The sequence below is a fragment of the Sphingobacterium sp. UBA7855 genome, assembly GCA_002500745.1.
GTDB lineage: Bacteria > Bacteroidota > Bacteroidia > Sphingobacteriales > Sphingobacteriaceae > Sphingobacterium.
Genome location: DLST01000007.1, coordinates 31633 through 47202 on the forward strand (window position 1 = coordinate 31633; position 15570 = coordinate 47202).

13 protein-coding genes are annotated in these 15570 nt (G+C 39.8%); 7 read left to right on the plus strand and 6 right to left on the minus strand.

Going from position 1 to position 15570, the window contains the following annotated elements:
• The first annotated feature begins 111 nt into the window (after window positions 1-111).
• Both B2107_RS04980 and B2107_RS04985 read left to right on the plus strand, forming a co-directional pair.
• Window positions 112-582: an SRPBCC family protein gene (locus B2107_RS04980; RefSeq protein WP_293953707.1), complete on the plus strand. Its 471-nt coding sequence runs from the start codon at window positions 112-114 to the stop codon at window positions 580-582.
• Between the two features lie 78 nt (window positions 583-660).
• Window positions 661-1431 (plus strand): hypothetical protein, encoded by a 771-nt coding sequence (locus B2107_RS04985; RefSeq protein ID WP_293953709.1) that lies wholly within the window; start codon window positions 661-663, stop codon window positions 1429-1431.
• Between the two features lie 83 nt (window positions 1432-1514).
• On the opposite strand, the gene B2107_RS04990 is transcribed toward B2107_RS04985, so the two are convergent.
• Window positions 1515-2396 (minus strand): DJ-1/PfpI family protein, encoded by an 882-nt coding sequence (locus tag B2107_RS04990; RefSeq protein WP_293953711.1) that lies wholly within the window; start codon window positions 2394-2396, stop codon window positions 1515-1517.
• A 369-nt stretch (window positions 2397-2765) separates the two neighbouring features.
• Here B2107_RS04990 and B2107_RS04995 point away from each other — a divergent pair, with 369 nt between their 5' ends.
• Window positions 2766-3719, plus strand: a complete 954-nt coding sequence (locus B2107_RS04995) for a fasciclin domain-containing protein (RefSeq protein ID WP_293953713.1) — start codon at window positions 2766-2768, stop codon at window positions 3717-3719.
• A gap of 320 nt (window positions 3720-4039) precedes the next feature.
• Here the strand turns inward: B2107_RS04995 and B2107_RS05000 are convergent, their stop codons facing one another.
• Window positions 4040-4420, minus strand: a complete 381-nt coding sequence (locus B2107_RS05000) for a VOC family protein (RefSeq protein ID WP_293953715.1) — start codon at window positions 4418-4420, stop codon at window positions 4040-4042.
• Between the two features lie 25 nt (window positions 4421-4445).
• On the minus strand, window positions 4446-5210 hold the full coding sequence (locus B2107_RS05005) for a helix-turn-helix domain-containing protein (protein WP_293953717.1): 765 nt from the start codon (window positions 5208-5210) through the stop codon (window positions 4446-4448).
• Between the two features lie 347 nt (window positions 5211-5557).
• On the opposite strand from B2107_RS05005, the gene B2107_RS05010 reads away from it, so the two are divergent.
• From B2107_RS05010 to B2107_RS05025, 4 genes are all read left to right on the plus strand, one after another.
• Window positions 5558-5749, plus strand: coding sequence for a DUF3606 domain-containing protein (locus B2107_RS05010; RefSeq protein WP_293953719.1), 192 nt, complete (start codon window positions 5558-5560; stop codon window positions 5747-5749).
• 33 nt (window positions 5750-5782) lie between these two features.
• On the plus strand, window positions 5783-8482 hold the full coding sequence (ligD, locus tag B2107_RS05015; protein WP_293953721.1) for a DNA ligase D: 2700 nt from the start codon (window positions 5783-5785) through the stop codon (window positions 8480-8482).
• Window positions 8483-8523: 41 nt separating this feature from the next.
• Entirely contained in the window at window positions 8524-8709 is a 186-nt protein-coding gene (locus B2107_RS05020) for a hypothetical protein (protein WP_209574231.1), read from the plus strand.
• A gap of 256 nt (window positions 8710-8965) precedes the next feature.
• Window positions 8966-10120: a glycoside hydrolase family 88/105 protein gene (locus B2107_RS05025; protein WP_293953723.1), complete on the plus strand. Its 1155-nt coding sequence runs from the start codon at window positions 8966-8968 to the stop codon at window positions 10118-10120.
• A gap of 49 nt (window positions 10121-10169) precedes the next feature.
• Here B2107_RS05025 and B2107_RS05030 read toward each other — a convergent pair whose 3' ends face one another.
• The 3 genes from B2107_RS05030 to B2107_RS05040 are packed head-to-tail and all read right to left on the minus strand — an operon-like array spanning window position 10170 to window position 15561.
• Window positions 10170-11573, minus strand: a complete 1404-nt coding sequence (locus tag B2107_RS05030; protein WP_293953724.1) for a sialate O-acetylesterase — start codon at window positions 11571-11573, stop codon at window positions 10170-10172.
• Window positions 11570-13252, minus strand: coding sequence for a sodium:solute symporter family protein (locus tag B2107_RS05035; RefSeq protein ID WP_293953726.1), 1683 nt, complete (start codon window positions 13250-13252; stop codon window positions 11570-11572). Before B2107_RS05035 ends, B2107_RS05030 begins: the two co-directional genes overlap by 4 nt.
• Before the next feature lie 20 nt (window positions 13253-13272).
• On the minus strand, window positions 13273-15561 hold the full coding sequence (locus tag B2107_RS05040) for an FAD-dependent oxidoreductase (protein ID WP_293953728.1): 2289 nt from the start codon (window positions 15559-15561) through the stop codon (window positions 13273-13275).
• Window positions 15562-15570 lie beyond the last annotated feature (9 nt).

Here is a 15570-nt window from a genome sequence, read left to right on the forward strand (position 1 = left end):
TTTTATTTTTTTGTATATTTAGTATATTTTTAAACCAAATAATCTTCCCATTGTTATTTTAATAGCATGCTAGCGATGGGCATCAAATTGGATTTAACAATTCACATTCAAATGAAATATACATTATATAGGGAACAACAATTAGCTTGCGATATAGCACGCGCTTGGAATTTTTTTTCATCTCCACAAAATCTTGCTCAGATAACACCTAAAGACATGGGTTTTGTGGTTGTTTCAGAATTTAATGGCGAAGAAATTGTTGAGGGTATGGTCATCGATTATTTAGTATCTCCAATTTTTCGAATTCCGTTAAAGTGGAAGACCAAAATAACGCAAGTGGAAAAGTATAAGAGTTTTACTGATTTTCAATTAAAGGGGCCTTATCGATTTTGGAATCATTTTCATGAATTTATTCCAAATGAAAAAGGCGTGTTGATGAAAGATACTGTTGAGTATGAATTGCCCTTCGGAATATTGGGTACACTTGCGCACGGTATGTTTGTCAAAAAGAAATTAAATCAAATTTTTGACTATCGCTATGAGATTCTAGAAGAGCTATTTAATCGTCCTAATAATAAATGATAGCTACTCTTTAATCGCTTGTCGATCGGCGATAAATTACTAAATTAGCCTTTATTAACATTATTTATAGCTTTTACAATGAAAAAGATCTACCAAATAGTCAATGCAGTTGTTTTAGTCGTTACTATAGTTATCAATTACTTATCCAATACCGGCATTTTTAACGGGGAAACAATGGCAACGATATCAGCTAAGTATCAAAACCTTTTTACACCGGCTGGATATGCTTTCTCCATTTGGGGCTTGATATATCTGGGCTTGTTTGGATTTGTGGTCTATTTTGGACCATTATTAAAACTGACAAGAGAAAAGGAAGAGGTGATCTTAAAAGTTGGGTGGTGGTTTTTGGTTTCTTGTTTGGCAAATTGTTTATGGGTAATTACCTGGTTGTATGACTATACTTCTGTGACCATTTTTTTGATGCTCCTGCTATTTGTATCGTTGTTACGGATCATTCAAAATACTCGGGCTATTTCTTTTCAATCAAACCTCAAAAAACTTTTCTTTTTAAAGCTGCCTTTCCATCTGTATGCCGGGTGGATTTCTGTCGCTTTAATTGCCGACGTTGCGGCCTATCTTACAAAGATCGGTTGGGGCGGGTTTGGATTATCTGCAACGCTATGGATAATTATCATGTTTGTAGTCGCGCTAATTATTCATTTAATAATGATTTGGCAACGTCGTATGCCCGTATTTGGACTTGTATCTGCCTGGGCTTTGATTGCGATTGCAGTGGCAAATAAGGGAACGAATAGCATCATATATGCAGCGGCCATTGTCATAGCCATTATTGTTCTGCTAAACCTGTTTGTCTATTGTATTCGATATCGTAAACAGCTATTATTTTAGTAGTTAAATGGTAGGTAGGACATGTTCGCATTAACCTCGACCGCTCTGTTGTCGGTCGAGGTTTGAGATTGTTTTATTAATATTTAATTTTCTGTTTTAGATTTTCCATCAGCAAGCAATTGTTCCACACAGATTTTGCCGAATTTGTCTGCTGCCAGCGGACTGTCGGCGGTGATCAGCTTCCGGTCAACATGGCAATCGCCGCTAATTTTTCTATTTAAGATTTCAACCCCCAGCTGTTTCAGTTTCTCGCCATACAACCAAGGCATTTCGCCCGGCTGGTATCCACTTTGTGGAAGAATTTGATCCATTTCGTCAGGAAAAGAATTGATTTTATATCCTTTATATGGAAACTCATTCTCATCAATACCTTGTGCAGCAGATAAGAGGGCTGCGGGTCCATGGCATATTGTCAGCATAAATTTATCTTCGGCTATTACCCATTTAATCAGCTCTTTTACATCGTTATTCTCGGGGAGGCCGAGCATTGCGCCATGTCCTCCGGGAATGAAGACAGCTACATAGTCGACATAAGATTTAGTTGTGTCTGCTACAAAATCCTGGAGACTGTGTGGGTTTGAAAATTGTGTATTGTATTTTTCGAGAATTTTACCAATATGTTCGTCTTCATAAGGCATTGCCCACATCTCAAATTTTACTGTGCCGCCGGTTGGCGTATAGAAATCCACGTCAAATCCGGCTTGGTCAAAATGAAGAATAGGTACGAGTGTTTCAACCGGATGATTGCCTGTAGAAAATTTCTTGCCATTTTTCATGGTCATATAACGTTCCTCCGTACAAAGTACAAGAATTTTTTTTCTCGTATCTTTGTTGCCTTCATCATATTTTTTCTTACTATAGTCGGTTTTTGTAGTAACCATTTCTTTTCTTGAAAAAAAAGAAGGCTCATAGCCCATGCCGTCAAATATTGGCTCTTTGCTCAAATCTTTTGAAAATAAAGACATAATGTATGTATTGTTTATGGTGTATAACTTATCGTATTTATGCTATCATATGTTTTCGCCAGCTTATCTCTCGTTTATTCTCCAAAACAGCCTACATAGCAGTGTGGAGAAAATGACACATCTGCATGATCTTATAAGATAACAAATCTGAAGGCGATGCTGTTTTGTTTAAAAATTGACATGAATTTTAATACATCACCAGCAATCTATAACACCTACAAAAGCTTTTTTAGTTTAATTTGATACTAATACTATCCTCTAAATGTCTTTAAAATGACTTTTTTTGGAAATCATAAACTAATTTGGTTTATTTTTAAACTATTTTGTTCACTTGCTTGTTTGTAAATCAAAATATTAAAAATTATAATTATGAAATTCAACAAGAACATCAAACGACTATCGAGTATGGCATCGGCCTTAATGGTATTCTCGATGATTACAGTGTCATGTAGTAAAGACGATGACAAGCAGATGGAAACAACAGGAACAATCTCTGCGATGGTATCCATGAACAAGGATTATTCCATATTAGCCTCTGCCGTGACAAAGGCTGGTCTGGGCGAAACACTTTCCTCAACAGGACCATTTACAGTATTTGCTCCAAATAATGCTGCCTTCGAAAGCTCAGGGATGACTTCGGCAGATATTAGTAGCATGTCTGCAGAAAGCTTGAAATCCGTTTTGTTGTATCATACATTATCCGCTAAAGTAGTTGCTTCTAGCGTACCCGCTGGTCCAAATGCAGAAGTGAAGACAGCAAACGGAAGCAATGTTTACGTTACTAAAAATAGTAAGGGTGTATTTGTCAATGGCTGGGCGGTAACCTCTCCAGATATGATGGCTACGAATGGTGTCATTCATGGTATTTCTCATGTACTTATGCCGGCAACAAAAAATATAGTGGCACTTGCTACAGCTAATAGTGATTTATCCTTCTTAGTTGCTGCAGTGTTGAGAGCAAGTCAAGGAACTACAAATGTTGCTCAATTGTTGAGTGGATCAGGACCATACACGGTTTTCGCACCTACAAATCAAGCTTTTATCAACGCGGGTTTTACCACAATAGCTTCAATTAATCAAGCTGATCCCGCAGCGCTGACTAAGATTCTAACCTATCATGTTCTTTCAGCTAGGGCTTTCTCTTCTGATCTTTCAGATGGACAGATGCTAAGTACCTTAAACGGTGAAAAAATCACTGTGAAATTGTCTGGAAAGGCAATGCTGAAAGGTAAAAGTAATACCAGTGAGTCCACAATAACTGGCGTAAACATGCTGGCAACAAACGGTGTTGTCCATGTCATTGATCAAGTTCTTCTTCCTTAATTTAGCGTTATGCTAGATGCTAGTTTGGCCGCAGAGAATTTCATTCTTTGCGGCCAAACCATTTTATATGCAAGCTGTCCTTCTTGATTCGATTGTGTTGGGAATTCTCTGGAATGAAATCAGAACCCGATCTTTTTTAGATCGGCTATTGCTAAAAAATGGAATTCGATACATTTATAGAGTTGTGATTCTTAAGGAATAATTTATTGGAAAACCGAATACATATACAATCCGACTGGGGGCTATTTATAAGAAATTTGGTGAATAGCAATGTTCAACGGATCAGAATTTAGCAATCATTATGTAGGCTCAGGAGCAGTCTATTCATAATTAAAAGGATTTACGCTAATTTCAATCATTAGATTCTCAAAATAGCAATAAAATCCGAATGTATTTCTGATTCTTTTGGGAGCTCCATCAATTTTTAATGCTTCGTTGTTTTTTAAAAGTTCAAAAATGTTTTGAACTGCAATTTCGTCGTCTTGATAAAAGCCGATATGGAAATTCTTAGGATATTGCGGTACATCTTTCTCTTTGTTCAATTCTTGTCCCCAAATTACAACAACAAAATTATTATTATCCTTCAGTACAGCCATTTTATTATTGCGGTTGACTATTAAATTGAACTTGAAAATATCTGTCAATAAATTAACGGCTTTATCAACATCTTTTACGACAAGATTGATATGATTAATATGCATATTTTTGTTTGATTTACAGACAAAGTTAGTAATCGGCTAATACACTCAATTGAATAAATCGGTCGTTTTCATTTTTATTTAGTAGGGTTGGTTTTACACCTGAGAATTTCTTTACCTGCCTAATGAAATGGGATTCATCCACATAATTAAGCTCCGGATAAAATATTCCCATTTTTAATTGTTTTAGGGAATTGGAAAAACGAATAATATTAATGTAAGATTTTAATGGAATACCAAACCAGCAGTTGAAATAACGGTTCATCTGCCGGCTGCTCCAAATCACCTTATTAGAAAGTTCTTCTACCGTCGTTTCGCCTTTTGATAGGTAAATCTGTTCGAATAGTTTTTTTTTCCTCACATCTATTTCGTTTTCAAATTGCTTTTCGAATATTTTGCAGGCTTTCGTGTAAAAGTTATCAAAATCTGCAAGATCATTCCTGCCAAATCCCAAATAATCATTTGGCAATACCAGTCTTTGGTTTCTTAATTTTTCGAAAGACTGCTTAAAAATATATTCGGCGGCCAACGGATAAAAACTGATGGCAAACATCGTCGATTTCGGATAGGGCGGCTTTAAAATGGGTTTATCACAGACTCCAGAAATGAAGATCTGAAAACTATTGTTTTCTTCCATCAGAAAAAATAAATCTATTTTTCCGTCAGGTATAATAATGCTTTCCTCTCGCTTGTTCGAATGATTTTTCAACATCCATATACTTTCTACCATTCCGATAAGTGAAGGAGACGGGGCTATAGAGGAATATTCCAGTGCATTTTTTGATAAATTCATACTGATAATCTATACAAAATAACATCTTGCGAAAGTAATATCGGCATACACGTTTTTTATTAGCAAACGTAGTGCTGATAAGAACCTAGTATCTTTTCAATAGCAAGTTACAAATTAAATACTTCTTCTGTTGAAATGGAATGTAACATTCCAAGTTAGCTTTAGCCATGCGAAAATATACAATTAACCAAGCAATAGCGAGCAATATTTGATGTCTGGTTCCCCTAAGCGCAATTCTTTAAAAACCTTTTCACTGTGACGTTTGTGTTATATCAAAATTGAATGTATCGCGAATTGAAATCTAGGATTTTTCAATCGCCAAAAGAAAAACACTAAAACAAAATACCATGGCAGATAACAAGTCTAAAAAAGGGAAATCCGACAGAAGCAAAGTAAGCGGATCAGAACAGTACGAAATTCAATATTTCAAGGATAAGATGGGGGTGAGCAGTCAAGCTGTTGTTGGCGCAATACGGGCGACCGGATCGAATGAAAGAAAAGTTCTTGAAGATTATTTGAAGAAACGGCACGGGAAATAAACGTTATTTTCAATATACTTAAATACAGTAGTTATGGGACTGTCTAAATATCGCGAAAAGCGTTCCGAGGAGAACACCCCAGAACCGTTTGGAGGAAAGCCAAACGGAAAGGAACTTCGGTTTGTAATCCAAAAACATGATGCCTCACATCTACATTACGACTTTCGTCTTGAAATGGGCGGTGTTCTGAAAAGTTGGGCAGTTCCTAAGGGGCCATCAATCGATCCTACTGTCAAACGCCTCGCTGTGATGGTGGAGGATCATCCCTATGATTATCGAAATTTTGAAGGTTCGATTCCAAAAGGACAATATGGCGGAGGCACGGTTATCGTTTGGGATGAGGGACACTATGAACCGGCTGATGGGAGCGTTAAGGATATTTCCAAACAGGAAAAAGATCTCTTACATCAACTTCATTCTGGCAAGCTTAAATTTAAGCTATACGGTAAAAAACTTAAAGGTGAGTTTGCTCTTGTTAAGGCTCATGGGAGGGGAGATAATGGTTGGCTTTTAATGAAGCTGGAGGATCAATATGCTAGCGATAAGGATATTACTGCAAGCGATAAATCGGTGATATCGGGTAAAACTATTCAGCAGATGGAAAGGTCACCCGATAAAGTATATGGTGAAAATATCATTAAGAAAAACAGTACAGTAAAGGATAAACGTTCGACAAAAAACGAGGCATCCAAATTAATCAACGATCAGTTGGAAGCTGTTCCAAAGCATCGTGCTAAAAGCAAGAGGAATCTTCAGACCTTGTTAAAAAATGCGTCGTCAAAGAAGTTCTATTCTCATATAGAGCCTATGCTCGCTACACTTGTGGCTAAACCGTTCGATGATGATGAGTGGGTATATGAGGTCAAGTGGGATGGCTACAGGGCTGTTGCTTTTATGAACAAGGGGGATGTTGAACTAAAATCCCGTAATGATAAAAGCTATAATGAAAAATTCTATCCACTTTATGAGGAATTGAAGAGCCTTAAATTAGACGCCATCTTGGATGGGGAGGTAGTCGTTTTAGACAAAAATGGGACAGCTAGTTTTGGAGCGCTACAAAACTGGCGCAGCGAAGCGGATGGTGATCTGGTTTATTACGTTTTCGATATCTTATGGTATCGGGGCCAGGATTTGAAGGACATGACATTGCTTGAGCGTAAATCAATTTTAAAAGAAGTTCTTCCCAAGAACAACTGCATTTTGATCAGCGAACATTTTGAAACTTCCGGCATTCATTTTCTGGAAGAGGCCAAGAAATTGGGGCTTGAAGGGATTATGGCAAAGCGAAAGGTTAGTTTATATCATGTTCACAACCGTTCTAAAGACTGGTTAAAAATTAAAGCGAACAAAAGGCAGGAAGTCGTCATAGGTGGTTTCACCCTGAATGATGATTCCAGTAAATTGTTCAGTAGCATATTGGTCGGTGTTTATGAAGGGAAAAAATTGATTTATACCGGAAAGGTGGGTACTGGTTTCAATGTAAAACTTCAAAAGGAGATGATGGAACTATTTAAGCCGCTGATTGTTTCTAAAGCAGCTTTCTCTGAAGAACCTGACGTTAATAAGCCTTCGAGGTTTAGACCAAATCCGCCACACGCTACGGTGACATGGCTTAAACCAGAACTTGTATGCGAGGTGAGTTTTACGGAATTAACCAGCGATGGTATTATGCGTCATCCTTCGTTTAACGGCATGCGCGAAGACAAACGTGCTAAAAATGTTGTTCTTGAAGATGAAGCTCCTACAGAAAAAATGGTCAATCATATGGAAGATAAAATAGTTTCGCCCAGAGTGAAGGGGCATCGGAAGAGCCTCTTAAATCCCTCAGATAAGACCCAGGTCAGAAAGGTCAACAAACATGAATTGAAGTTTACCAATCTGGATAAAGTTTTTTGGCCGAAAGAGGGAATAACAAAAAGAGACCTTATCAACTACTATTATCAGGCCGCTCCGTTTATATTACCTTATTTAAAGGATCGGCCCCAAAGTATGAATCGATTTCCCAACGGAATTGAAGAAGATGGTTTCTACTTTAAGAACGTAACCGATACGGCACCAGACTGGGCGGAAACATATCTTTACCACAGTGAGGCTGATGAAAAAGACCGTCATTACCTTGTTGGAAAGGATGACGCTACACTACTTTATATGGCAAATCTTGGCTGTATAGAAATGAATCCTTGGAGTAGTACTGTGAAGAAGCCCGACAACCCATCGTTCTGTATTATAGACCTTGATCCGGATAAAAATTCTTTCGATCAGGTTATTGAGGCTGCACAAGTCACAAAGAACATATTGGATGATATGGGGGTAGCGAGCTATTGTAAAACCAGTGGTTCTACGGGGCTTCACATCTATATCCCGCTTGGTGGGAAATATACTTATGATCAATCCAAAGAGTTCGCGCGGGTTATCGTTACCCTAGTCCATCATGAGCTTCCTAAATTCACGAGCCTGGAGCGATCCATAAAAGATCGCAAGGGCAAAATGTATCTTGATTTTTTGCAGAATAGGCCTCATGCAACAATTGCAGCAGCTTATTCCGTTCGTCCTAAGCCCGGAGCCACTGTATCGATGCCATTACACTGGGATGAAGTCAAGAAAGGTTTGAAAATAAGTGATTTTCATATTCTAAACGCCCTTGATAGGATGCGAAGTGAAGGCGATATTTTTAAACCGGTATTAGGAAAAGGTATCAATTTAAAAAGCATAGTGGATAAGTTTGCTAAATAAGAGTTTCATTTTCATTAATCTATAATTTAAAATTCATTATTATGAACGTAAAACGTTTTTTTGGAACAGTATTAACTGTTCTGGGTATTGTCGGTTTAATATATACCGGATATGAACTTATTAACAAAAGTGCTGCCTATACAACTTTAGGTGTAATTGGTGTATTGGGGTTAATCTTCTTTTTCGCTGGTATAGGCCTTGTAAAGAATACCAAAGATGAGGCCTAATTATAAATCATTTTAATGAAACCGTTCCCAATTATTGGGAACGGTTTCATTAAATTTAATCCTATCCTGTACGTAAAATCCTGCACGCCTTTATCTAATTTAGGATGACTGACGTATCTATGTCATTTTGCTTGGACATTTTAACATGGATGTTCTAGACTGAAATCACTATACAGTATGAAACTGAGATATTAGCTTTAGTGTTGGTGATTATATAGCACGTTGCTGTTGGTCAATCTTAAAAAAATACAATTTCATGAAAATAAGGCGTTTTATTGTGTTGGCTATCTTAGGGCTTTATCCTGGGCTGTCAGCATCTCAGGTTCCCATACGCGCTATGGATGTGCGAAAATCAGAAAAAGTGGTTGATGTTAGGCAGTATTTGAATCGGGTCGCTTCGTGGCAGTTGGACAGTATCGAACATAAGGGGCTACGTCATGCTGGCCGTGAATGGACTTCAGCAACCTTATTCACTGGCCTGATAGAGATGACAAAACATTCAGGTGGTGCACGTTATACCCGATATCTTGAATCTGTAGGCGAACAGTTTGATTGGAAAATGTATGCGGACAACTATCGGTATTATGCGGACAATTATTGTGTTGGGCAGCTGTATACCTGGAAGTATAATCGTGATAAAAATATTGATTACATCGCAGATTTCATCAGGTTGGCCGATACATTGGTAAGTCGTCCCCATAGCGAATCATTGGCCTGGAAAAATAATATTGCACTTCGAGAGTGGGCTTGGTGCGATGCCTTATTTATGGGGCCACCGGCACTTTCGTCAATTTATAAAGTGACGGGAAACCTACAGTACCTTGATTTGGTAGACACTTTGTGGTGGAAGACTACAAATTATCTTTACAATCCCAAAGAGCGTTTGTTCTATAGGGATCAAAGTTATTTTGATAAAAAGGAAAGCAATGGTCAGGACGTCTTCTGGTCTAGAGGAAATGGCTGGGTTTTGGCTGGGCTGGTTCGTGTATTGAATGATATGCCAAAAGATTACAAAAGTCGCGCGCGATGGGAAGAGCTCTATCGTAACATGGTACAGCGGATTGCTTCCTTGCAGCAGCATGACGGTTATTGGCGGACTAGCCTTTTGGATCCTGAGCGCTATCCAGCTAAGGAAACTAGCGGTACAGCACTATTTACGTATGCACTAGCGTGGGGAATAAACAATAAAGTAATTCCTTCAAAAGATTATGAAACTGTCGTATGGAAAGGTTGGAATGCACTCGTTAATGCGGTTCATCCCGATGGAAAGCTGGGCTATGTACAGCAAGTAGGCGAGGCTCCAGGCGAAGTAAACTACGATGATACGGAAATTTACGGCGTGGGCGCATTTCTTTTGGCTGGTAATGAGGTATTGAAACTCGCAGAAAAGCGTAGTGCTACGGAAAAATAAATAATTGTAGGTAAAATATGTAGGTCGGAAAAATTGGTCGTAGCGATGTCTACGGCCAATTATCCGAGCGAAAAGATGCTACAGGAATACCTTCAGTAGAATAAAGTTCTCCGAAACACCAGTCATGAAAAGCATAGCGCACGGCGAGGGGTGCTTTCACCGCAGCTGACGTTACGACAATACGGTTATTTTGAAGTACGGCTATTGCTGGATGAAAGATTTGATCCGTGCCAGCGAGTTCAAATTGGGTTAATGATTTGCCATAGCTTGTGATGCCTAAGGGACAATGCTTCAACGAAACAAGTACTGTATCATGGAGGACGACGATTTTATCCAACGTTGGTGTTTGGTAAGCGATTCCCTTTTTTTGATAATGGCTACCCAACGCCCAGCTTGCCAATCGTTGTGCAACAATTGTTTTGTTGGCAGGATGAATATTGTGCATTTCACCTCCATCTATTGTAGCTGCCATACCCGCATTGGATAAGCTGTCTTGCGTTTTGAGTTGCATTTCACGAAGGCGTGGTAATAAAATTCCTTGTCCTCCGCCATATTGCATTGGGGCGATCTCTACATAGTAAAAAGGCCATTCTCCGATATCCCAAGTGTTTCTCCAATCGCGGATCATATTGGTTTGTAAAATATTGTAATCGTAATAATTATATCGGTTTTGTTCGCCTTGGTACCAAATTACACCTGCAATTCGAAATCCGATGAGTGGACAGATCATCGCATGATAGAGATTGCCCGGCTGTTGATGGACTTGTTTTCCGATCGCTCTGTTGGGTAATTTTTGTTGTCTTAGTGATCTTTCTACAAGCGATGGCTTCATCCATGCTTCAATTGGCGAGCCACCCCAAGTGGTTTGAATAATGCCTATAGGCACATTCAGGTGCTGCTGTAAATATTTTGCAAATTGGTAGCCCACCGCACTAAAATTAGCTACGGACGCCGCATTTGCTACAGACCAATTTCCGTTTACATCAAACGCTGCATTGTCGGCATGGCTTCTTTCTATTCGAAAGAGTCGAATCTGGTCATTGGGTGAAGCTAACAGCAGTTCTGCTGCATGGCGAATAGGTTGGCCGTAATAGCCCTTGATGGGCATGTCCATATTGGACTGACCGGAGCATATCCAAACCTCACCGATCAAAACATCGTGCAATGTAATTTTCTCTTCCTGCTGTATTTGTATGTTATAAGGCCCACCGGCTTTTGGAGTTTCTATCCATAGTGACCAATTTCCATCTTGATCTTTCGCTGTTTTATAACTCTTACCATCCCACGATGTTTTTACCTGTATTTTCTTTTTTGAAGTGGTCTTACCCCAGATCTTGACCTGACTAGATTGCTGCAGTACCATATTATCTGCAAAAAAATGTGGTATCGTTAACGCTGCGAAACTGAGTTGATAAACGAATATGCTGAATATGGAGGCGAGTATATATTTCATGTATTGAACTTTTTATTCCGTGTAAGTGTTGCTATCAATCCGGCAATGATCAATACTGCCAATCCTACAGCCATGACCATGTACGAGAACTGTGTAGTTAACGCTCCAAGAATCATGATTCCGATCCCCACTACTGCCATAGAAGCGGAAATAACCCTAATTCCAAATCGATTCTGCTGCTCGGTGTCGGCATGTCTTATCGCGAAGTTTTGGGGAATGCAATTGTTATCTTTCGCTGACATAGGGACGAGGCCATGTTGCGCCACTTGACCTGTTGAAAGATAGTACCATTCAAAAGCAGTTAATATAAGGATTGGAATGCCCATGCCGAATGTAGTTTCCATCGTTAAATTTAGCTTCAATCCCAAGGCGCCTGGTGCAATTGTTTTTAAAAATAGATTAACGAGCAATGAAATGATCGTGGCACATACGACGGAAAATCCGGTTTGTCTTTTTGAGAATAAGCTCCATATAATGGGAGCGAAGAGGGCACCGCCCGCGATAGATGCCGTGCTCAGTACTACAGTGACGATCCCTCCGGCAGATGGTATCCACATGGCAATTAGAATCGTACCTATGCCAAAGATTAATGTAAATAATCTTGCTATGGTAATAACCGATTTTTCAGAAGCTTCGGGCCTGATTAAGTTCTTATATATATCTTGGGCAAACACTGTTGCAGCCATATTTATGGTGGTGTTCGCTTTACTTGACGTCGCCGATACCATCCCTGCCAACACCAAACCGATAAGCCCTGCAGGCATAACCTTTTGGATAAGCATCATATAGGCGTCTTCCACCTCGAGTCCGACCAGATTAGGATTGATAATGCGATAGATCATCGGCGGAAGCATCCAAATCAGTGGACAGATAAAGTATAAGATGCTAAAAATACCCGACACTTTTTTTGACTCTTTTGCCGACCCCACACTGGTATAGCGTTGTACATAGGACCAATTTCCGCCAAGATAAAATGTCTGGTATACAATAAAAGCCAGCATGAAGCCTATAGTATATTCTTCGTTAAAAGGTTTGAAAAAATCTTTGGGAGCCTCGCGGACCAAAGTTTGAAAGCCACCAATTTCACTGAAAGCAATTGGAATCACGATGACTACTGCAGCTGATAATATAACGAATTGTACCACATCGGTTACTAAAACGGCCCATAATCCACCTGCAGCGGTATACAAGATGATAATAAGTCCAATGATCACAATACACAGATTTACAGGCAAATCGGCCGCGACGTGAACCATCTTTCCTACGGGATAAAGAACTGCGGCGGTAGTGAATAAGCTTAAAAGCAAAGTCATATAGGTATAAAACTGCTTTTCCTTCTGACCAAAGCGTTTTCCAATATATTCTGCGGCAGTTGCCACACCTGTTTTTTTCCATCTTGAAGCGATAAAAAGGGTGACAAGCAGACCGCTAATAGCCATCGTCAGTTGAATGGCATTTGCGATTAGTCCATTTCGGTAAGCGATCGATCCCCAGACGACAAATGTACCTGCGGAAAAATAACTTATGAAAAGAGACAGTCCATTGATCCACCAGGGGGTTTCGCCTCCTGCTTCAAAAAAAGCTTGTCCAGTCTTACTTCCTACCCGTGTAAAAGTGAGCCCAATAGCAAAAATCAATAGGCTAAAAATGCCCATCACGATATAGTCTAACTGTATCATTCTATAGTTCTTTTAAAAGATCATTTATTTTTTTCGAAGCAACGAATATCAAATAGTGATGCGGGGACATGATCTGACGGGTGCATCATTTGTATACTAAGACGTTCGGTGCGTATCGGTTCGGTGAAGGTAATCCGGTTTAATGTCCTAAAGTTATCAGATGTTGAATATATAATTTTACCTGAGGAATCTTTAATAGTATATGCGCGTACACAGAAAGGCATTATGTTTTCTGGGTGACTCATTAATACTGATTCCATGGCATGGTCAAAGTCGGTATCAAACCACAGGTCAATGCGAGCGATTTCCTTCGGAGTGTCCCAATCGAGCACAACGGTAGGGGTCTCATCTTTAGGATGTGCAACCCAAGCATTTGCAGTCGTTACAGGTCTATTAACCCCATTTTTCAGTTGCTTACTTGTAAAAGTATCTATTTGCTGTTTGAAAGTTACAGCTATGTTTTGTCCATCGGGTCTGCGCTGTGGGCACCAGAATTCAAATTCATCTACGCCAACACCGGTAATTGGTATTTGCTTTCCATTGTTGGATACAGCTTTGTTAAAAGAATTAAATACGGACATGACGCCTGTTACGCGTTTTTCTGTATAACCCAATTGTATGTCAGGGTTAGACTGGAAAGTCAGAAAGACATATCCATCAGAAGCTAATAGCGTATCAAAATCGATGTCGATTGAAGTAGTTCCCTTGGTAAGGTGAATTGTGCGTGTTGCGAGGGTAATGTCCGGAGTGAAATTTCCAGCTTTCTCCGATATCCGTATCGACGTTTCCAAGACGGTATCTTGAAGTACTTGCACGGCTAGTTGAAAAACCGGAAGTTTCCCTTGTTTCATGGGAAGCAGTTGCGCTGATGGTATCGTCAGCGGCTTCCATAGACTGACGTCACCAAAACCCGTAAACGGTAATTCACTGGAAGTACTGATTTGCGCCTGCAGCGCAAGATCATGCTCTTCGTATAAGGCTAAAGACGGAATATGCTGACCCTCTGCCATTAAACGTTGTTGCAGCTGATGCATATTATTGTTTAGGGTCAGTTGCCGAGGCAAAACCTGGAGTTCTTTGCACAGAGCTGCTGCCATCCCTACAGCTTGACCGACATAAGCACAGGTTGCCATGACTCGCGTAGCGCCAAATGCCACATGACTTACACTGATTAGGCGCCCTGTCAGAAATAGATTACGAATATTTTTGCTAAACAGGGTTCTATAGGGGATATCAAATATTCCCTTGCTATGCCATTGGTTACAGCCTGGCAGTTCACTATATACGCCGTCGGCAGGATGCAAGTCGATGGACCAGCCGCCATAGGCAACTGCATCTGGATGCTGACGCTGTTCGACGAGGTCCTGTTGTATCATCATATAGTCTCCTTCAAAACGCCTACTTTCCCGTTTTCCAGGTATCATTCCTACCCATTCCAAGGTGAGCGTTTCGGATTCCGGAAAATTTCCAGAGTTTTTGATATAATTCCATACTCCATAGATGATTTTCCATAGCTCCCATTTGATGGTTTCCGTATCATGTATAGTATCCAAACGCCCGCCATACTCCACCCACCATAGTTTACAGCCATGTTCGTTTGCTTTAAACTGTTTAAATCGGGGGATTTGGCTGATTTCTTTAAGAGCGAAGGCAGGAGGGATAAAAGAAACAGGGATCCCGGTATCCTTGGTATAGAAATATAAAGAATGGCCCAATAACTCACCATATTCCTTACTTGGCGCCATACCTTCACCAAATTCCTCTTTACCTTCAGCGCCCATACGGAATGCAGCTCCTGCGAGAAAACCGACTATACCATCTCCCGATGCATCGCAGAATAATGGTGAATGGAAGGTGTATAGGGTCGAATTCTGGCTACAGAAAGCACGTATACTTTCTATTTGGTCTGCAGCAGATTTTTCTACATGATATACAGCTGTATTTAAAAAGAGACGAATGTTTTTTTCCTGATTTACTTTATCCATCAGGATCATATCCAAGATGATTGGGTTTCCTTGCGGATTGCGATAGGTGTTTTCCACCAGAATTTCGTCGATTACGCCACCTTCTCTGGACCAGCGATTATTGTTTCCCATATGTGAGGTGGCCCCTAACATCCAAAGTCGAACTTCGCTGGAGGCATTGCCACCCAAAACGGGTCTATCTTGTATCAAGATTACGTTTAAACCTTGACGCGCGGCAGTAATGGCGGTGCAGATGCCCGACATCCCTCCACCTGTCACGATCAGATCGCTATCGTATTGGATATGTTTTAGATTTCTTTTTTCTTGCGTGTTACTAGTAATCATGGATATAAC